Origin of the sequence: Phytoactinopolyspora halophila, from assembly GCF_003287285.1 — a bacterium.
GTDB classification, from domain to species: domain Bacteria; phylum Actinomycetota; class Actinomycetes; order Jiangellales; family Jiangellaceae; genus Phytoactinopolyspora_A; species Phytoactinopolyspora_A halophila.
The window spans coordinates 33,952-51,184 of record NZ_QMIG01000019.1 but is presented as its reverse complement, the minus strand read 5'-3'; the positions used below and the strand labels follow the sequence as shown (position 1 = coordinate 51,184).

Annotated in this window: 17 protein-coding genes; 6 read left to right on the top strand and 11 right to left on the bottom strand. The window is 67.6% G+C overall.

Going from position 1 to position 17,233, the window contains the following annotated elements:
• The first annotated feature begins 148 nt into the window (after positions 1-148).
• From DPM12_RS16165 to DPM12_RS16145, 5 genes are read left to right on the top strand one after another with little or no spacing between them, the layout of a single operon-like run.
• Positions 149-934, top strand: coding sequence for an MHYT domain-containing protein (locus DPM12_RS16165; protein WP_211659049.1), 786 nt, complete (start codon positions 149-151; stop codon positions 932-934).
• Between the two features lie 11 nt (positions 935-945).
• Positions 946-3,495 (top strand): sensor histidine kinase, encoded by a 2,550-nt coding sequence (locus tag DPM12_RS16160; protein WP_112259373.1) that lies wholly within the window; start codon positions 946-948, stop codon positions 3,493-3,495.
• Positions 3,492-3,920, top strand: coding sequence for a roadblock/LC7 domain-containing protein (locus DPM12_RS16155; RefSeq protein WP_112259372.1), 429 nt, complete (start codon positions 3,492-3,494; stop codon positions 3,918-3,920). The genes DPM12_RS16160 and DPM12_RS16155 overlap by 4 nt, the downstream gene beginning before the upstream one ends.
• A 12-nt stretch (positions 3,921-3,932) precedes the next feature.
• A complete protein-coding gene (locus DPM12_RS16150) occupies positions 3,933-4,313 on the top strand; it encodes a DUF742 domain-containing protein (RefSeq protein ID WP_112259371.1) in 381 nt (126 codons plus the stop codon).
• On the top strand, positions 4,294-4,941 hold the full coding sequence (locus tag DPM12_RS16145) for a GTP-binding protein (protein WP_112259370.1): 648 nt from the start codon (positions 4,294-4,296) through the stop codon (positions 4,939-4,941). Before DPM12_RS16150 ends, DPM12_RS16145 begins: the two co-directional genes overlap by 20 nt.
• A gap of 30 nt (positions 4,942-4,971) precedes the next feature.
• On the opposite strand, the gene DPM12_RS16140 is transcribed toward DPM12_RS16145, so the two are convergent.
• The 10 genes from DPM12_RS16140 to DPM12_RS16095 all read right to left on the bottom strand — a co-directional run bounded on the left by DPM12_RS16140 (position 4,972) and on the right by DPM12_RS16095 (position 14,750).
• Positions 4,972-6,603, bottom strand: a complete 1,632-nt coding sequence (locus DPM12_RS16140) for a glycoside hydrolase family 3 protein (RefSeq protein WP_112259421.1) — start codon at positions 6,601-6,603, stop codon at positions 4,972-4,974.
• Between the two features lie 163 nt (positions 6,604-6,766).
• Positions 6,767-7,813: a tRNA (adenosine(37)-N6)-threonylcarbamoyltransferase complex transferase subunit TsaD gene (gene tsaD, locus DPM12_RS16135; RefSeq protein ID WP_245951294.1), complete on the bottom strand. Its 1,047-nt coding sequence runs from the start codon at positions 7,811-7,813 to the stop codon at positions 6,767-6,769.
• Positions 7,810-8,328 carry a ribosomal protein S18-alanine N-acetyltransferase gene (gene rimI, locus DPM12_RS16130; RefSeq protein WP_211659048.1) on the bottom strand — a complete coding sequence of 173 codons (519 nt, stop codon included), beginning with the start codon at positions 8,326-8,328 and terminating at the stop codon, positions 7,810-7,812. Before rimI ends, tsaD begins: the two co-directional genes overlap by 4 nt.
• 46 nt (positions 8,329-8,374) lie before the next feature.
• The gene (gene tsaB / locus DPM12_RS16125; RefSeq protein ID WP_112259367.1) at positions 8,375-9,040 is read right to left on the bottom strand and encodes a tRNA (adenosine(37)-N6)-threonylcarbamoyltransferase complex dimerization subunit type 1 TsaB; all 666 of its coding nucleotides are present in this window, start codon (positions 9,038-9,040) and stop codon (positions 8,375-8,377) included.
• Positions 9,041-9,141: 101 nt separating this feature from the next.
• Positions 9,142-9,945 carry a pentapeptide repeat-containing protein gene (locus DPM12_RS16120; protein WP_112259366.1) on the bottom strand — a complete coding sequence of 268 codons (804 nt, stop codon included), beginning with the start codon at positions 9,943-9,945 and terminating at the stop codon, positions 9,142-9,144.
• A gap of 62 nt (positions 9,946-10,007) precedes the next feature.
• Entirely contained in the window at positions 10,008-10,493 is a 486-nt protein-coding gene (gene tsaE, locus DPM12_RS16115; protein WP_112259365.1) for a tRNA (adenosine(37)-N6)-threonylcarbamoyltransferase complex ATPase subunit type 1 TsaE, read from the bottom strand.
• Positions 10,490-11,653 (bottom strand): alpha/beta fold hydrolase, encoded by a 1,164-nt coding sequence (locus DPM12_RS16110; RefSeq protein WP_112259364.1) that lies wholly within the window; start codon positions 11,651-11,653, stop codon positions 10,490-10,492. The genes tsaE and DPM12_RS16110 overlap by 4 nt, the downstream gene beginning before the upstream one ends.
• Positions 11,650-12,819 (bottom strand): alanine racemase, encoded by a 1,170-nt coding sequence (gene alr / locus DPM12_RS16105; RefSeq protein ID WP_112259420.1) that lies wholly within the window; start codon positions 12,817-12,819, stop codon positions 11,650-11,652. Before alr ends, DPM12_RS16110 begins: the two co-directional genes overlap by 4 nt.
• A gap of 35 nt (positions 12,820-12,854) precedes the next feature.
• Positions 12,855-14,324: an NAD(P)H-hydrate dehydratase gene (locus tag DPM12_RS16100; RefSeq protein ID WP_112259363.1), complete on the bottom strand. Its 1,470-nt coding sequence runs from the start codon at positions 14,322-14,324 to the stop codon at positions 12,855-12,857.
• A gap of 39 nt (positions 14,325-14,363) precedes the next feature.
• Positions 14,364-14,750, bottom strand: a complete 387-nt coding sequence (locus tag DPM12_RS16095) for a holo-ACP synthase (protein ID WP_112259419.1) — start codon at positions 14,748-14,750, stop codon at positions 14,364-14,366.
• A 54-nt stretch (positions 14,751-14,804) separates the two neighbouring features.
• On the opposite strand from DPM12_RS16095, the gene DPM12_RS16090 reads away from it, so the two are divergent.
• Positions 14,805-15,284: a hypothetical protein gene (locus DPM12_RS16090; protein WP_112259362.1), complete on the top strand. Its 480-nt coding sequence runs from the start codon at positions 14,805-14,807 to the stop codon at positions 15,282-15,284.
• Between the two features lie 58 nt (positions 15,285-15,342).
• On the opposite strand, the gene glmS is transcribed toward DPM12_RS16090, so the two are convergent.
• On the bottom strand, positions 15,343-17,190 hold the full coding sequence (gene glmS / locus DPM12_RS16085; protein WP_112259361.1) for a glutamine--fructose-6-phosphate transaminase (isomerizing): 1,848 nt from the start codon (positions 17,188-17,190) through the stop codon (positions 15,343-15,345).
• Between the last annotated feature and the right edge of the window lie 43 nt (positions 17,191-17,233).

Below are 17,233 nucleotides of genomic sequence, written 5' to 3'. Positions count from 1 at the left end.
CGTGTCAACCGCGATCAGCGCCCTTCACCTGGACAACGTTCCAGGGCTCACGGCCATGATCTGAAGGACCTGGGCCTTGATCGCGACAGCTAGATTTGTCATAGTGTGTCCGGCCATGTCAAGGGTGTTCAATTTGTAGGGACTACACGTGGAGCACTTGCACCACTTCTTTCAATACGGGCCAGTGACCGCTGTGGTCGCCTACGTGATGGCGTGCGTCGGTGCTGGCCTCGGGCTGCGCTGCATGGTACGCGCGGCCGAGGTGACGGGCGCCGCCAAGTACAGCTGGCTTGCGACCTCCGCCGTCGCCGTCGGCTCGGGTATCTGGATCATGCACCTGATCGTGATCCTGGGTTTCGGGCTCGAAGGATCGCCGGTGCGGTACGACGTGCCGCTTACCCTGCTCAGCTTGCTCGCCGCGATCCTTCTCGTCGGCGTCGGCCTCTTCGCCGTCGGCTATAGCACATCATTCGTCCGCGGGCTCCTCATCGGAGGCGTCGCCTGCGGGCTGGGCATCGCGGCGATGCACTACATCGGAATGGCCGGCATGCGGTTCCACGGCACCATGAGCCACGACGCCACTCTGGTCGGCGTCTCGATCGGCATCGCCATCGGTGCCGCTACGCTCGCGTTGTGGCTCTCCTTGCACGTGCGCGGATTCCGGGGAACTGTCATAGCTGCCCTCGTGATGGGAGCCGCCGCGACCGTCACCGAGTACACCGGGATCGTGGCGATCCAGGTCGCGATCGTCCCGGGCACGTCCGTCTTGCCCGGCGCGAGCGCGGTGGAGTTCCTCTTCCCGTTCATCGTGATCTTTGGTTCATTCCTGTTCTTGAGTTCGGCCTTCGTTGCTCTCTCACCTTTCCGGCATGAACGGGACGCCGCTGCTCCCACGTCGGCTACGCGTGGCCGAGACTCCCACCTAGTGAGCTGATCGAGGAAATCATGAGTGAAGGCCAGGACGAGGCGTACGACCAGAACGAAGACACCACCGGCGACGGGGATCTGAACGGGGAAGTCTCCCGGCCGGACGGAACCGGAGCCCGCTCAGGGCGGCATGCATCACGACGCGCGGTACCGTCCCGGACGAAGTCGTCGGGCTTCTTGCGCCCGCGGTCGGTTCGGGCAAAGATCGTCGCGGTTCTCATGGTGCCTGTCATCTCCCTGATGGCGCTGTGGGGCTTCGCCACGGTCACGACCGCACAGAGCGTCTCCGAGCTGCAACAGCTCAAAGAGGTCAATGCGACCCTGCTCTCTCCCATCAACGAGTTCGTCGCCGCCGTCCAGGAGGAACGAACGGCCGCGGCCGAGTACATGGCCGATCCGGAGATCGGCACCGACGCGCTCGTCGAGGCCGGACAGCAGACGGACGCCGCCGCGGCAGCACTGCGTGACGGGATATCGCAGAGCAGCACCGACGCCGCCGGTCTTGATCCCCGCCTCCCCGAGCGAATCGAGACCCTGGTGGAGAGCGCGGACTTCGTCTCGACCATCCGCGAACGGGTCAACGAACAGAGCGTGAGCTGGATTGCCGCGTTCGATGCCTATAGCGCGACCATCAACAACGCTTTCCAGGTCACCGGCGTTCTCACCCAGCTCGACGCGCCAGGCGTCGATTTCGATCCCCGGATCGTCATGGAGCTGTCCTTGGCCCGCGAGATGATCTCGCAGGGTGACGCTGCCATCAGGGCGGCAGAGGCCGGCGATGTGATGACGCACTCGCAGTTCACCACTCTCGAGGAGGCGGCCAACGCAGGCCAGGCGTTGCTCTGGACCGACATCGACGACCCCCGGCCGTCGGCGGAGGACGCGTACCGCGACATCCTCGAAGGCGAGTCGTATCAGACGCTGCGTGACCTCGAAGAGAATTTCGTCGCGCAGAGCGCCGGGTACCTCATCGTCTCGGACATCGCCGAGAGCGACTGGAGCGGCGTCGCCGACTCGACACTCCAGCAGCTGGCCAACGCCGAGGCGAGGGTGAGCACCATCGCGGCCGAAGAAGCCGATCTGTTCAGCTTCGACGTCCTCGGCACCTCCGGCATCGCGGTCGCCCTCGGCCTCGCCGGTGTCGTGCTATCGCTGTTGATCTCCGTCTTCATCGGCCGGGGCCTGGTCGTCGAGCTTGCCGGCCTGCACAACACGGCGATGGATCTGGCCACCCGGAAATTGCCCGCCACTCTCCGCCGGCTCAACGCCGGGCAGAAGGTCGATGTCGAGACCGAGGCGCCACGGGTCGCGCACGGCGACGACGAGGTCAGCCAGGTGGCCGAGGCCCTCAACACCGTGCACCGCTCAGCGGTCGAGGCGGCGATCGAGCGCTCGGACGTGCTCAAGGGCATCTCGGGCGTCTACGTCTACCTCGCGCGCCGCAGTCAGGTGCTCCTCCATCGGCAACTCTCCCTGCTCGACAACATGGAACGCCGGACCGAGGATCCCGATCAGCTGGAAGACCTGTTCCGGTTGGATCACCTCACCACCCGCATGCGCCGGCAAGCCGAGAGCCTCATCATCTTGTCCGGCGTCACACCAGCCCGTCGCTGGAGGAACCCTGTGCCGATGATGGATGTCGTACGTGGAGCAGTTGCCGAGGTGGAGGACTTCACCAGGGTCGAGGTAGCGAGGATCCCCGACGTCCGTATCGCTGGCTCGGCCATCGCCGACCTCACGCACTTGATCGCGGAGCTCGTCGAGAACGCCGTTGTCTTCTCTCCACCGAACACCAAGGCCACGGTTCGTGGCGAGCTCGTGGGCAACGGCCTGGCGCTCGAGATCGAGGATCGCGGTCTCGGCATGAGCCGGCAGGCCATGGAGGACGCCAACCGCCGCATCAAGGAGACCGACCAGGTCGACCTGCTCGAGGCGGACCAGCTCGGGCTGTTCGTGGTCAACCGGCTCTCCCGTCGGCACAACATCGAGGTCACCCTGCAGCGCTCCGCTTACGGGGGCGTCATCGCCATCGTCCTGATACCCGATGAACTGCTCGAGAAATCCGAGCATCCCGAGGACCTGGAGGCCACCTCGCCTGGTCACGCGCCAGCCGTCGAGCAGCAACAGCAACCGCAGCTGGCCGCCGTTGGCTCGGCCAGCTCCATGCCCGGGCCACGGTCCGCCTTCTCTGACGGGGAACAAGGCGGGGGCGAGCACGAGCCCGCCCAGCAGATGCCCAGAAGGCAGGCACGCGGGGAGCAGGGGCCGCAACAAGCGCCGCCCCCGTCCCATCACGCCAACTCCGCTGCCGAGAACGGAGCTGCGGACCAGTCTCAAGAGGGAGACGTGGACGAACTGCCACGTCGTGTCCGGCAGGCCAGCCTCCGGCCCGAGTTGCGCAACCAGAACGAGCCACCGCCACCTCCCAGGGAGGCGCCGAACACGAACGACCATGCTGCCCGCTCACCTGAACAAGCCCGCGCCACACTGTCGGCGATGCGGACCGGGTGGCTTCAAGGACAATCCGAGAAACATGATGAGTCGCCACAAGGGGGACACAACCAATGACCGAGCCGGCACAGACGTCGGGCGAGCTGAACTGGCTGCTCGATGACCTCGTGAGCCGGGTAGCGCAGATCCGGCATGCAGTCGTACTTTCTGGTGACGGCCTGCCTGTTGGTGCCTCCAGCCACCTCAGCCGCGAGGAACGCGAACGATTCGCTGCCATAGCTTCCGGTTTCCACAGCCTCGCCAAGGGCACCGGGCAACATTTCGAAGCCGGCGCCGTCGTTCAGACCATGGTCGAGCTCGAGGGCGGCTTCCTGTTCGTCGTCGCCGCGGGAGATCGCTCGTGCCTTGCCGTCTTCAGCGATGCCAACGCCGATATCGGCATGGTCGCCTACGAGATGGCTCGCTTGGTGAAACAGGTCCGCGAGCATCTCTACGTGCCATCTCGGCCGGAGCCTCTCGAAACCGTACCTGCTCCGGAGTAAAGGGACACTTCCATGAGTGACTCGACCCCGCAGTGGTACGACGACGAAGCCGGGCCCCTCGTGCGCCTGTATGCGATGACTGCGGGCCGTGCGAGGAGCAAGAGCATCGACGAAGCGTTCGACCTGATGGCAACCATCCAGGCCGTCCCGGCGGCGCGGGACGAGCCGACGCTTTCCCCTGAACAGCTAACCCTTCTACGCATCTGCAGACGACAGCCACAGACGGTGACGGACATCGCTTCCGAGTCCAACCTGCCCCTGGGCGTGGTGCGCGTCTTGCTCGGCGATCTCCTCGATGCCGGGCTCATATACGTCACCCGCCCCGTGCAACCGACCCAGCTTCCAGACACCCATATCCTCAGGGAAGTCATCGATGGCCTCCGAGCACTCTGACCCAACCACGAACGGCGGCGGTCCCCTCGTCGCCTTGAAGATCCTCGTCGCCGGAGGATTCGGCGTCGGCAAGACCACACTCGTCGGCTCCGTCAGCGAAATCCGGCCCTTACATACGGAAGAGGGCCTCACCGGAGCCGGACAGGTCGTCGACGATGTCAGCGGCGTCGAGCGCAAGACCACGACGACGGTCGCGATGGACTTCGGCCGTATCACCATCAGAGACGGTCTGTGCCTGTATTTGTTCGGTACTCCGGGCCAGGACCGCTTCTGGTTCATGTGGGACGAGCTCACCCAGGGCGCCCTCGGGGCCGTGGTCATGGCCGATACTCGCCGCCTGGAAGACTGCTTCCCCGCAGTCGACTACTTCGAACACCGCAACATTCCGTTCATCGTGGGCGTCAACGTCTTCGAGGGCTCCAAGCGTTACCAGCCGGACAAGGTCAAGGAAGCCCTCGACCTCGACACCCACACTCCCGTCGTCATGTGCGACGCACGTGACCGCGAGACGAGCAAGAAAGTCTTGATCACATTGGTCGAGCACGTCAGCACGCTGCACTACGGCACCAGCGACCCGGCGCCGAACGCGACGAAGAACTCGCTTCCAAAACGACCGGTCAACCGCTAGCGGGCTGGCTCGGCACCCGCCGATACCGGACTAGCGGCCAGGCGAGCTGGGGCACCCCAGTTGATCAGCACCGTCAACGTCGACCGGGAGCCGGCCGTGTGCTGTCTCCTCACCTCGCAAGACGTCGACGAGCGCCCGAAAGGCCGCCGGAGTGCGGCCGTAGAGGGCCAGCCGGGCGGTCGACGCCTCGCTCTCGCCGAGCACGTAGGGCGTGTCCATCGTCACGACGACGTCGCCCGGGGCCGGCTCGTCACCGGCGCCGAGCAGGCGCACCACATCACCCGAACCGACATCGAGCCCGGCCGCCTCAGCGGCCGCAGCCAACCGTGCCCGATCCTGCTCCCTGCCGCCGACCACCTCGATCGAATCGCCCACGTAAGGACCTTCGCACTCGCCGGACACGACGGTCAGCGCGGACAGCGACACCCGGTACGAGAGGTCCCCATGTGAGCCGAGGACGTCGAGCTCCGGATCATCACCGGTGTTCTGCTGGTGCAGCATCGTCGCCACACCCCGGGTGGCGGCCTCTTCGAGCCGCTCCTCGGGCAGCCGCCCGCTGTCGACCGCTTCCACGATGGCGGCGTGCGCCTCCCGCACGTCAGCCGGCATCAGGACGATGTCTGCACCGGCTTCGAGGGCGCGCACCGCAGCCTCACCCGGTTCGTGCTCATCGGCGACCGCGGCCATGTCGAGCGCATCCGTGACGATCAGGCCCTCGAACTCGAGCTCCGAACGCAACACGTCGGCGACGTCACCGGAGAGGGACGCCGGTGTGTCGGCATCCACCGTCCGCAGGTCGATGTGCGCCATCATGATCGCCGGGATCCCGGCGTCGACCGCACCCCGGAAGGGCACGAAGTCACGGCCGCGAAGGTCGTCGAGCGACGCCCGCTGAACCGGCAGCTCTTCGTGGCTATCGGCGGGCACCGATCCGTGTCCGGGAAAGTGCTTGGCCACGGGGACGATCCCGGCGTCCCGATAGCCGCGCACCGATGCCGCGACGATGTCGGACACCAGCGTCGGATCGGACGACGCGGAACGGCTGCCGATGGTCGGGTCGTCAGGTCCCGTCGTGACGTCGGCGTCCGGGGCGAACACCATGGTGAACCCCATCGCGCGTAGCTCTTCCCCGCTCGCCTGCGCGACCTCCGCAGCCAGCTCGGGATCGCGGGCCGCGCCCAAGCTCATGTAGGAGGGAAACTCCGTCGCGGGCTCCCGGACCCGCGCCACCCCGCCACCTTCCTGATCGATGCTCATGATCAGCGGATGGCTTCGATCGTCCGCGCTCTGCACGGCATCCGCGGTACGCCGCAACTGTTCCGGCGACTCGATGTTGTCCGCCATCACGATGATCCCGCCGAGCCCGAGCTCGGCAATCAGATCAACAGGTGGCTCGGTTCCCGAATAGTTCGCCACGATCACCTGACCGGCGCGCTGTTCGAGGGACATCTCCGAGACGATCGACTCGGCTTCCTCGTACTCCTCGACCGTGGGCCCCCACGGCAACTCTTCGGGGTCGGTCGAATTGGGCAGTACGGTCGCTTCGGACGTCGGCGACGTGGTTCCGGGCACGGGAGCTGCCTCCTTCGGGAGTGTGTCATCAGACGAGCAGGCCGCTGTCGCCACGGCCGCCACGGCAAGGGCAGCGAACATTCCCCTCATCCGAGGCAGTCTGCCACGAGCACCGGCACGGCGCGGCAACAGTTGCTCACCTGCTATCTCGATCATGAAAAGTATCTCCTCAAGGCCGTCCCGGCCGACGCTGGGGGCACGGTTTGCGGGTACCGGCCGCCCATCCGTTCGTGAACCGCGATCACGATATGACTCATACGAGGACCTGGGTCACCGGCAACGACGAATCGGTCGCGAAATCGGGCGCGCTTGGTTCGAGATTCTGCTCGACGACGGCCGCACCCAACGCGGCGATCATCGCACCGTTGTCCGTGCACAGAGACAGCCGTGGCTGCCGGAGCTCGATCCCGGCCTCGGCACAACGCTCACGGGCGAGATCGCGTACGCGTGCGTTCGCGGCCACGCCGCCGGCGAGCACCATCGTCCCGATATCGCGCTCTTGGCACGCCAGCACGGCCTTGCGCGTCAACACATCGGCGACGGACTCCTGAAACGCTGCCGCGACATCGGCCACGGGAACCGGGACCCCGTCACGTTCCGCCGTCTCGACCCAGCGCGCCACCGCGGTCTTCAATCCGGAGAAGGAGAAGTCGTAACGGTGCCGCGTCATGTCTCGTTCGCTGGTCAGCCCGCGCGGGAATCGGATCGACGACGGATCGCCGTCGGCCGCCGCCTTCTGGATATGCGGCCCACCAGGATAGGGCAAGCCGATCAACCTGGCGATCTTGTCAAACGCCTCACCGGCCGCGTCGTCGATGGTGCCTCCCAGCAGCTTTGCAGCGCTGGCAACGTCAGATACCTCCAACAGCTCCGTGTGCCCGCCAGAGACCAGCAGGGCCACCACCGGCTCGGTCAGCGCGCCGTTCTCCAGCTGTTCAGCGGCAACGTGCCCGACGAGATGGTTGACGCCGTAGAGAGGCTTGTCCACCGCGATGGCCAGCGCCTTGGCCGCCGATACGCCGACCATCAACGCTCCCGCCAGGCCGGGGCCTGCAGTGACCGCGATCGCGTCCACGTCCTCCAGTCCTACACCGGCCTCGTCGAGAGCCCGATGGAGCGTCGGCGTCATCGCCTCGAGATGGGCTCGGCTCGCCACCTCCGGCACCACGCCGCCGAAACGGGCGTGCTCGTCCACGCTGCTCGCCACGGCGTTAGCGAGCATGGTGGTGCCACGGACCAGGCCGACACCGGTCTCGTCGCACGACGTCTCGATACCGAGAATCAAGGGCTGGGATGTCACAGGCAACGATTATCCCCATCTGACTCGTCGGAACGCTCACCGGTGGAGACGTCGAGGCTCTTTCGCAACACGAGAGCATCCCGGCCGCCATGAAAGTAGGCGGGCCGTACGGCGAGGCGCTGGAATCCGTAGTCCGCGTAGAAGTCGAGCGCGGCTTCGTTGTCCGACCGCACCTCCAACATGATCGAACCGGCCCGGTGCGCCACAGCCTCCTCGATCAGCATGTCCATGAGCCGGCTTCCGAGGCCGTGGCGCTGCCAGTCCGACGCGACCGCGATCGTGTGCACGTCGGCGGGTTCACCCGCCACTGCTGGAAGCCGCAGGCCCGCATAACCCACAACCTGGCGCCCTCCGTACTCCTCGGCCACCACGTACCACCGGGTTCCTGGCATGTCGGTCAGCTCCGACCGGAAGATCTCGGCGGTCCACGGGGGATCGCCGGCGAACAGCTCCCGCTCCAGCGGCAGCAGGCCGTCGATGTCACCCAGCCGCATGGGTCTGACCCAGACCGTCACCGCGGTCCTCGCTCGGTCAGTGCCCGGCGGCCAGGTGCCCCGACGTTCATCTGGAGGGGTGCACCGGCGTCAGGACGGGTTTTCGGGCCGCCGGCGGTGCGGCGTCCGGACGGCGCAGGTAGAGCGGTCGTGGCTCGCACGTGTCCACGGCCCCGTCGACGACGGCTGCCGCCAGGAACACCGCCGAGGGGAACTCCGGCTCCAAGAGACCCGGAAACGCATCCCGATAGGTCCGCGCTCCGGCACCGGCCGCCGGCAGCGCGTCCGGGATCCCGGACGCCGGCCCGACCTCGGGACCTCTCGTGCGCACGCCGGCGGAGTCATAGGCGCTCCAGTAGACCTCCCGGCGACGCGCGTCCGTGACGACGAGGAACGGCGACCCGTGCGGTGCCTCCCGCATCGTCACCTCCCGGGCGATGATGTCCAGGCTGCACACACCGACCACGGGCACGTCGAGCGCCGTACCGAGCGTGCGGGCGGCAGTGACACCGACCCGCAGCCCGGTGAACGGACCCGGCCCGATCCCCACGGCCACCCCGGTGATCTCCCGCCGGTCCACGCCAGCCTCTGCCAGCACGTCACTGATGGCCGGCGCGAGCAGTTCGGTGTGCCGTCGCGCATCGGCGTGGGTGGAGTGCGCCACTGCGCGCTCACCGTCATGGAGTGCGACCGTCACCGCCGGCGTCGAGGTGTCCAAAGCCAAGAGCAGCACGGTCTCAACTTTACTTGCACCACCATGACGACACCGGAGCAGCACGCAAACGTACTGGTCAGCCAACGAATCCAGCTACCAGCGGGCCGAGAACGCGGTGCCTACGTCCCGTCGTCAACGACGATGCCGAGCTGGCCGAGGATCGTGGCGGCCTGCCGGGAGGAGATCGTCGCGCCTGCCAGCTGGTGCGCATCCTGCAGGGCGAGATCTCCCAGATCGGCATCGCGGAGGTCCGCGCCGTCGAACTCGGCCGCACGCAACTCCACGCCGCGCAGCCTCGAATCCACCCAGACGGTGTCGCGCAGATCGGCACCGGCGAGAATCGCGTCATCCATCCGCAATCCCTCGAGCCGCTGGCCACGCAGGCTCATGCCAGCGAGCGACGCGAGCATCAGATTGCAGCGAACGAACCGGGTGCCGAGCCCCCGGCTGTCGTCGAAGCGCGCCCCGACCAGCCGGCAACCCGTAAACGCCGTGCTCGCCAGCATGGACCGCGCCCACGTCGTATTGGCAAGGTCGACCCCGGAGAACGACGCATCGGCGAGATCGGCCCCAGTGAACGAGGCCCTGGCCGCCGAACCGCCCTTCCAGGTCGAGCCGTCGAGCATGGCACCGTTCAGGACGGCACGGTCCAGGCGGCAGTCCTCGAATGTGACCCCTGCCAGCGCCGCCTTGCCCAGGTTGGCAGCGGAGAGATCGCACCGGCGGAATACCCGCGGCACCGGGCCCGGGGAAGCGCCGGGGGCATCGACGGGAGAGCCGGCGGGAGAGTCGCTGGAAGAGCTGCCGGGAGAAGGGCGGCTGGAAGGATCGGCACGCAGGACGTCACGGAGGTCACACTCGACCAGATCCGCGTCGGCGATCTCCGTTTCGTGGTGCAGTCGCTCCCGTGCGGCTTCAGTCATGCCGCGTGCCCTCCCCAGCGAGCCCGATGCGCCGATCCGCTACTCGTCACGAGCATGACGGCTCACACCGACAACGTCCGGCGAAGCTGATCTTCGTCCCAGCGAGAACCGATACCGGTCACTGCCACATGCCGCAGGTCAACGGCATCGGCGGCGGGGCCCACGGACCGGTCGATGTGGATCTCCAGACGCTCGCCAGCTAACCCCTCCGCAAGACCTTCACCCCATTCGACCACGGTCACCGACTCGTCGAGAGTGGCGTCCACGTCGATGTCCTCAAGCTCGTCCCAGCCACCGAGCCGGTACGCGTCGACGTGCACCAGGGGTGCGCCGCCCACCAGCGATGGATGGGTCCGCGCCAGCACGAAGGTCGGCGATGTCACCGGCCCGCGCACACCCAGCCCGGCACCGATCCCCTGGGTCAGGGTCGTCTTGCCGGCACCCAGGTCACCCCCCAGCAGAAGGAGGTCCCCCGCGCACAGCAACGTCGCGAGCCGCTCACCCAGGGCATGCATCCGCGCGGCATCGGGCACGTCCAGCTCGATCATCGCCTGCCCACCAGATTCCTCACCTTCGTCCGGCTCCCGCGTGACCGTGGCATGCCGCGCCGGGTCTGGGCGATCAGGGTCTTCACGTGTTCCGTGACCAGCTCGTGGCACTCGAAGATGACCATGTGCCCGCAGTCGGCGACCTCGACGTACTCTGCCTGGGGAAGCGCCTCGGCGATCGCGCGCCCATGCTCCACCGGCGTCAGATGATCGTTCTCCGCGGCGATCACCAGGGTGGGGATTCCGGCCAGCACCGGAAGCGCGTCCCTGGCATCGATGCCCCACACGACCGGAAGGAACTCGGCGAGCACGTCGACCGGCGTAGCGGCGTTCATCGCCGCGGTGAACTCCACCAGTGCTGGCGATGCCCCGCTCCCGAACGAGTAGCGGCGGGTGAGCACGTAGCCGAGATCGCTACCGGCACGGCGGCCGTGTTCGACCAGCTCGGGCCGCCGTCCGAGCGTCGCCACGAGGCCCGGCACACTTCTGCTGGCCAGGGAGCCCAGCGGTGCCGGGAGGCCCAGCCGGAACCCGCTACCTCCGTCGGCACTGGTGGCGATGAAGGCCGCGCCACGGATCCGCTCGCCGAACATCTCCGGCCGTTCCAGCGCGAGTGCCAGGATCGTCATCCCACCCATCGAGTGCCCCACCAGAACGACCGGGCCGGTCGGCGCGGTGGCATCCAGCACCGAGGCAAGATCGGCAGCCAGCCGCTCCCGCACCACTTGCTGGCGCTGGCCCTGCAAGACCGCCTGGCGTTCGTCCGCCGCGACGGTCTCCCCCTCGGCGATTTCAGCCGAGCGCCCGTGCCGGCGCTGATCCCAGAACACTAAGCGGGCGCTACCGCGCAGGTCACGGCGCTGAAAGTGCCACGAGTCCTGCGTCAGTGCGTAGCCATGGCTGAACACGACGGTCAGGTCCGGTGTGCCGTCGGGTTCGTCCACCTCCACGTATAGCCGCGCACCGTCGTCGGCCACCACGGTCTGGGGAGTCCCGCGCAAGCTCCCGAACGGCTCCGCCCGATACGGATCATCCCTGCGCAAGGACCGGCCCATCACGTACCGCTCGGCCGCGAAGCCCACTGCCGCACCCGCCGTCGCCGCGCCCAGCCACACGCCGGCGGCACCGAGTTTCTTGCCAGCCTGGAAGACGGTACTCACTGCGACGTTCCCCCGTCAGCACCCAGGTACGTCCGAGGCAGCCGGGGAGCCATGCGGGTGACGATCTCGTAGGAGATGGTCCCGCATGCATCAGCCCAGTCCTGGGCCGATGGCTCGCCCCTCGCCGGATCACCGAACAGCACCACCTCGTCGCCGGCGCGCAGGTCGTCGTCGCCGATGTCGACGACCAGCTGATCCATGCACACCCGTCCGGTCACCCGCCGGATCGTGTCGCCGACGAGCAGCGGCGCGCCCGGCCCACCGGCACCTCCGGAACCGTGACGCGGGATGCCGTCGGCATATCCCATGGGCACCAGTGCCAGGTTCGTTTCCCGATCGGTGACGTGGAGGTGCCCGTACGAGATCCCCTGACCCGCCGGTACCCGCTTGACCAGCGCCAGCCGGGCACGTACCGACATGGCGGGGCGAAGCCCGATCTCGTGCGCGGGTGCCGCCTGCGGTGACGGAGACAGCCCGTAGATCGATAGGCCGGTGCGCACGAGGTCGAAGTGCGCCTGGGGAAGCATCAGGGTGGCGGCCGAGTTGGCCAGGTGGCGGACCTCCGGGGCGACGCCGCGGGACTCGGCCATCGCCACGGCCGAGTGGTAGGTCTCGAGCTGAGCCAGGTTCGCCGGATGTTCGGGCTCGTCGGCGACCGCAAAGTGCGACCACAGGCCGACGACATTCACCAGTCCCTCGGCCTGCGCCTTCAACGCGGCGTCGACGAGCTCGGGCCAGCGCGCCTCGGCAGCACCGGACCTGCCCAATCCGGTATCGATCTTCAAGTGCAGCCGCGCCGTACGGCCGGTCTCGCGTGCCGCGTCGGCAATCGCGTCCACTGTCCACGGCGCCGACGCCGACAGGTCGATCTCTTCCGCGAGCGCGTCAGCGAAACGTTCACCTGGAGCGTAGAGCCACGCCATCAACCGGCCCCGATCACCGGCCGCGCGCAGCGCCAGCGCCTCAGCCAGGACGGCAGTACCCAGCCATGTCGCGCCACCGGCACGCGCCGCGCGCGCCGCGCGAACCAGACCGTGGCCGTACGCATCGCCCTTGACCACGGCCATGACCTGGGCGTCGCCGGCTCGATCGCACAGCTGCGCAACATTGTCACGGATCGCGTTGAGATCGATCTCAACCTCCGCGTGTGGCACTGCATCGCTCATCTGATCGAACACATCGCAAATTCTTGCAGACCTCGTCACGAACACATTGCAGCGACCACGGTGGGCAGTGCATCCAGCACCATACTGGCACTGGGAGCTCCGGCCCGGCTAGCAGCTGCCTGACCCGCCATGCCGTGAATGTACGCAGCGACGCTTCCCGCATCGAGTGGGCTGAGACCGGTGGCAAGGAGTGCCCCGGCGAACCCGGCGAGGACGTCGCCGGAGCCGGCCGTCGCCAGGGCCGGACTCCCCGTCGGGTTCACCCGCGCCTCACCATCCGGGGTCACGACCAGCGTCGTCGACCCTTTGAGCAAGATCGTCGCGTTCCATCGCGATGCTGCCTCGCGAGCATGGTGCCACCGGCGCGCCTCGACGTCGGCCCGCTCGACGCCGAGCATGCGAGCGAGCTCGCCCGCATGAGGCGTCAACAAGGCCGGAACGTCGAGCCGTGACGGCAGGTATGCCAGAGCATCGGCATCGGCCAGCACCGGAACCCCCGCGGCGAGCGCTGCCGCGACGTCGGCGCCGCGGCCGTCGCCCAGCCCGGAGCCCACGGCCCACGCTTGCACGCGGCCGACGGCCTCGACACCGGGACCGGTCACGATCTCCGGCCAGTGCGCCAACACGCCGTCAGCCACGGCACCCGGTCCGGCATAGCGAACCATGCCGGCCCCGCCATGTATCGCACCGCCAGCGGCCAGCACGGCGGCACCCGGATACCGCTCCGAACCGGCGAGCACGCCGAGAACGCCGCGCCGATACTTGTCCGCCTGGCGATCGGGGTACGGGAGCATCATCGTCACGTCCCCTGGTTCCAGGGCTTCGACAACCGGCTCGGGCAGGTACGGCTCGAGCCCGATGTCGACGAACTCGACATGTCCAGCCGCCTCCGCTGCGGGATCGACAAGCAGGGCGATCTTGTGCGTGCCAAAGGTGACGGTGATGTCGGCGTGCACGTGCGCGCCGGGCGCTTCCCCCGTGTCGGGGTCGACCCCGCTGGGAAGGTCGACCGCGACGACCAGGCCGGCCTCGGCAGCCGCGACCTCCGCCAGCTCCGCTGCATCCGCCCGCAAGCCGGCCTGGCCACCGATGCCGAGGATGCCGTCGATGACGATGTCCGCTCGCGAGAGCGCTCGGCGGGCCTCCGGGCCAAGCGGCGATGCGGGATCGGACACGACCGACCCACCCGCAGCTCGCAGCGCGGCAAGGCCCTCGGGATGGGCCCGATCGTGCCGCGTCAGGATGGCATCGACCCGGGCGCCGCGGCGGGCCAGCCGGGCTCCTGCCCACAAGGCGTCGCCGCCGTTGTCGCCCGCCCCGACCAGCAACACCACACGTGCGCCGTATGTACCTCCGCCGCGTTCGGGCAGCCCGCCTTTCAGTACCTGTGCACATACCGCCGCCAGTCCAGCCGCAGCACGTTGCATGAGAGTGCCCGGTGGCAACTCCGCCATGAGAGCGGCCTCCGCCTCCCGGACGTCAGCTACCGCATGCGCTCGAATCATCGTGCGGCTCCCTCCATGGCGCCGTTCGCGTCGTCACTCTCATATCGGGACGGTCCGACTTTGCCCGCTGGCTCCTGGACCCTCGAGTACCACCATGGCCGAAGCGATCCCGGCGTCATGGGAGAGCGAGAGGTGCACGCGGGCGACCTCCAGCTCAGTACACCGGCGCTCCACGGTGTTCCGGATCCGAAACCATGGCCGGCCATCATCGTCACTGACGACTTCCGCGTCGTGCCACTGCAGGCCCACCGGCGCCCCCAACGCCTTGGCAAGCGCCTCCTTCGCAGCGAATCGTGCGGCCTGCGACGGAATGGAGCGCTTGCGCTCGTCAGAGGTGAATACCCGTTCGGCCAGGGCGGGAGTGCGTTCCAGCACTTCCGCGAAACGGCTAATGTCGACGACGTCGATCCCCACGCCCACGATCACGCGCACCAGCCTAAGCCCGCATCCCGTCGATCTGGCGTTTTACACTGACCGACCGTGGCCTTCGCACTCTTCGCACTTCTCGCCATCGCGCACCTCGGTCTGCTCGGTATCTGGTTGGGTTCCATGCTCTACAGCCTGCTCATCGTGCAACCGCGAGCTTCCCGGTTCCTCGCGGCAGACGACGACGGGCTGGAAGCGTTCCTCACCACACTCGGCGCGGGAAACCGGAGGCCGGTGCTGGCGATCGTCGCCGTACTCGGCATCTCCGGTCTGCTCTTGGCCGTCGCCGGCAAGCTCGCGACGTCGTCGATCATGCTCTTCGCCCTCGAAGGTCTCGCGCTCCTGGCGGCGCTGGCCGTGTTCGTGCGCGTCTCGTGGCGGCTGTGGCCACGCCGGGTGTTCGCGTTGCCTGAGGAGCGCCCGGCACATCGACGCGTGCTGCACCGGCACGCGGTAACGATGATCGCTCTGGTGGGCGTCACGTTCACGCTCGCCGTTCTCGCCATCCTGACGGCCACCCCCACATCCCGCTGATCATGAACACTAGCCCGCCCATAGGCCGGCTAGTGTTCATGATCAGCGGGTGGGGCGGCTATTCGACGGTCACGCTCTTGGCGAGATTCCGTGGCTGGTCCACGTCGAAGCCGCGAGCGCTGGCCATCTCGCACGCGAAGACCTGAAGCGGGACAGTGGTCACGACCGGCTGAAGCAGCGTCGGGCACTCCGGCACGGCGACCAGATGATCCGCATAGGGTTGCACCGCTTCGTCACCTTCCTCCGCGATGACGATGGTCCGCGCGCCGCGTGCCCGGATCTCCTGGATGTTGCTCACGATCTTGTCATGCAGGACGGACCGGCCCCGCGGCGACGGAACCACAACGATCACCGGGACACCATCCTCGATCAAGGCGATCGGTCCGTGCTTGAGTTCACCCGCGGCGAATCCTTCCGCGTGCATGTACGCCAGCTCCTTGAGCTTGAGCGCGCCCTCCAGCGCCACGGGGTAGCCCACGTGCCGGCCGAGGAACAGCACCGATGTCGAGCCGGCCAGTTCGCGCGCCAGCGACCGTACCGGTTCCATCGTCTCGAGAACCTGCTCGACCTTGGCGGGTAGATCCGCGAGGTCCCGCACCACGGAACGGATCTCGTCGCCCCACTTCGTTCCCCGGACCTGCCCCAGATACAGCCCGACGAGGTAGCACGCGATGAGCTGGGTGAGGAACGCTTTGGTGGACGCGACAGCAACCTCGGGACCGGCGTACGTGTACAGGACGGCGTCGGACTCGCGCGGGATGGTCGAGCCGTTCGTGTTGCAGACTGCGAGCACGCGTGCCCCTTGCTCGCGCGCATAGCGCAGCGCCATGAGGGTGTCCATCGTCTCGCCTGACTGGCTGATCGCCACGACCAGCGTCTGCCGGTCGACCACGGGATCGCGGTAGCGGAACTCGCTGGCGAGCTCCACTTCACAGGGGACGCGGGTCCAATGCTCGATGGCGTACTTGGTGACCATTCCCGCGTGATAGGCGGTCCCGCACGCCAGGACCACCACCTTGTCGATCTCGCGCAACTCCTCGTCGGACAGGCGCATCTGATCCAGGGAGAGTCTCCCGCTGGAGCTGATCCGGCCCAGCAACGTGTTCGCCACCGCCGTGGGCTGCTCGGCGATCTCCTTGAGCATGAAGTAGTCGTAGCCGTCCTTCACGGCGGCCGACGCATCCCAGTCGACGTGGAAACGGCGCTGCTGCGCGGATACCCCGTCGAAGTCAGTGACCGTGACCTCATCGGGAGTGATCTCGACCACCTGGCCGTCGTCGATCTCCATGGCCTCACGCGTATGGGCGATGAATGCCGCGACGTCAGACGCGAGGAAGTTCTCACCGGTACCGACGCCCACGACCAGCGGTGAATTCTGCCGCGCGGCCACCACCCGGTCGGGTGCTTCGGCGTGCACCGCGAGCAGCGTGAACGCCCCGGAGAGCCGACGGCACACCGACCGCATGGCGTCGGCCAGCTCGGATCCCGCCGCGACCTCGGCGGCCAGGAGATGAGCGACCACCTCGGTATCCGTGTCGGAGTTGAAACCGACACCACCGGCTTCTAGCTCGGCACGGAGCCGGGCGAAATTCTCGATGATGCCATTGTGGATCACCGCCACCTGCCCGGGTCCGTCCAGATGGGGATGCGCATTTCGATCGTTGGGCGGGCCGTGTGTGGCCCAGCGAGTATGTCCTAGACCAGTGGTCGCCGACGGCAGTGGCGTCTCCCCCAACGCCTTCTCGAGGTTGCCCAGCTTACCTGCACGTTTGACCGAAGCGAGGGCGCCGTCCGCGACGACCGCGACTCCAGCGGAGTCATAGCCGCGATACTCGAGTCTGCGCAGCCCTTCCAGGACGACGTCCATCGCCTGCTGGCTGCCTGCGTAACCTACGATGCCGCACACCCAAGCCAGCGTAGCTGTCCTTCCTCGATACCCACAGGGAGAC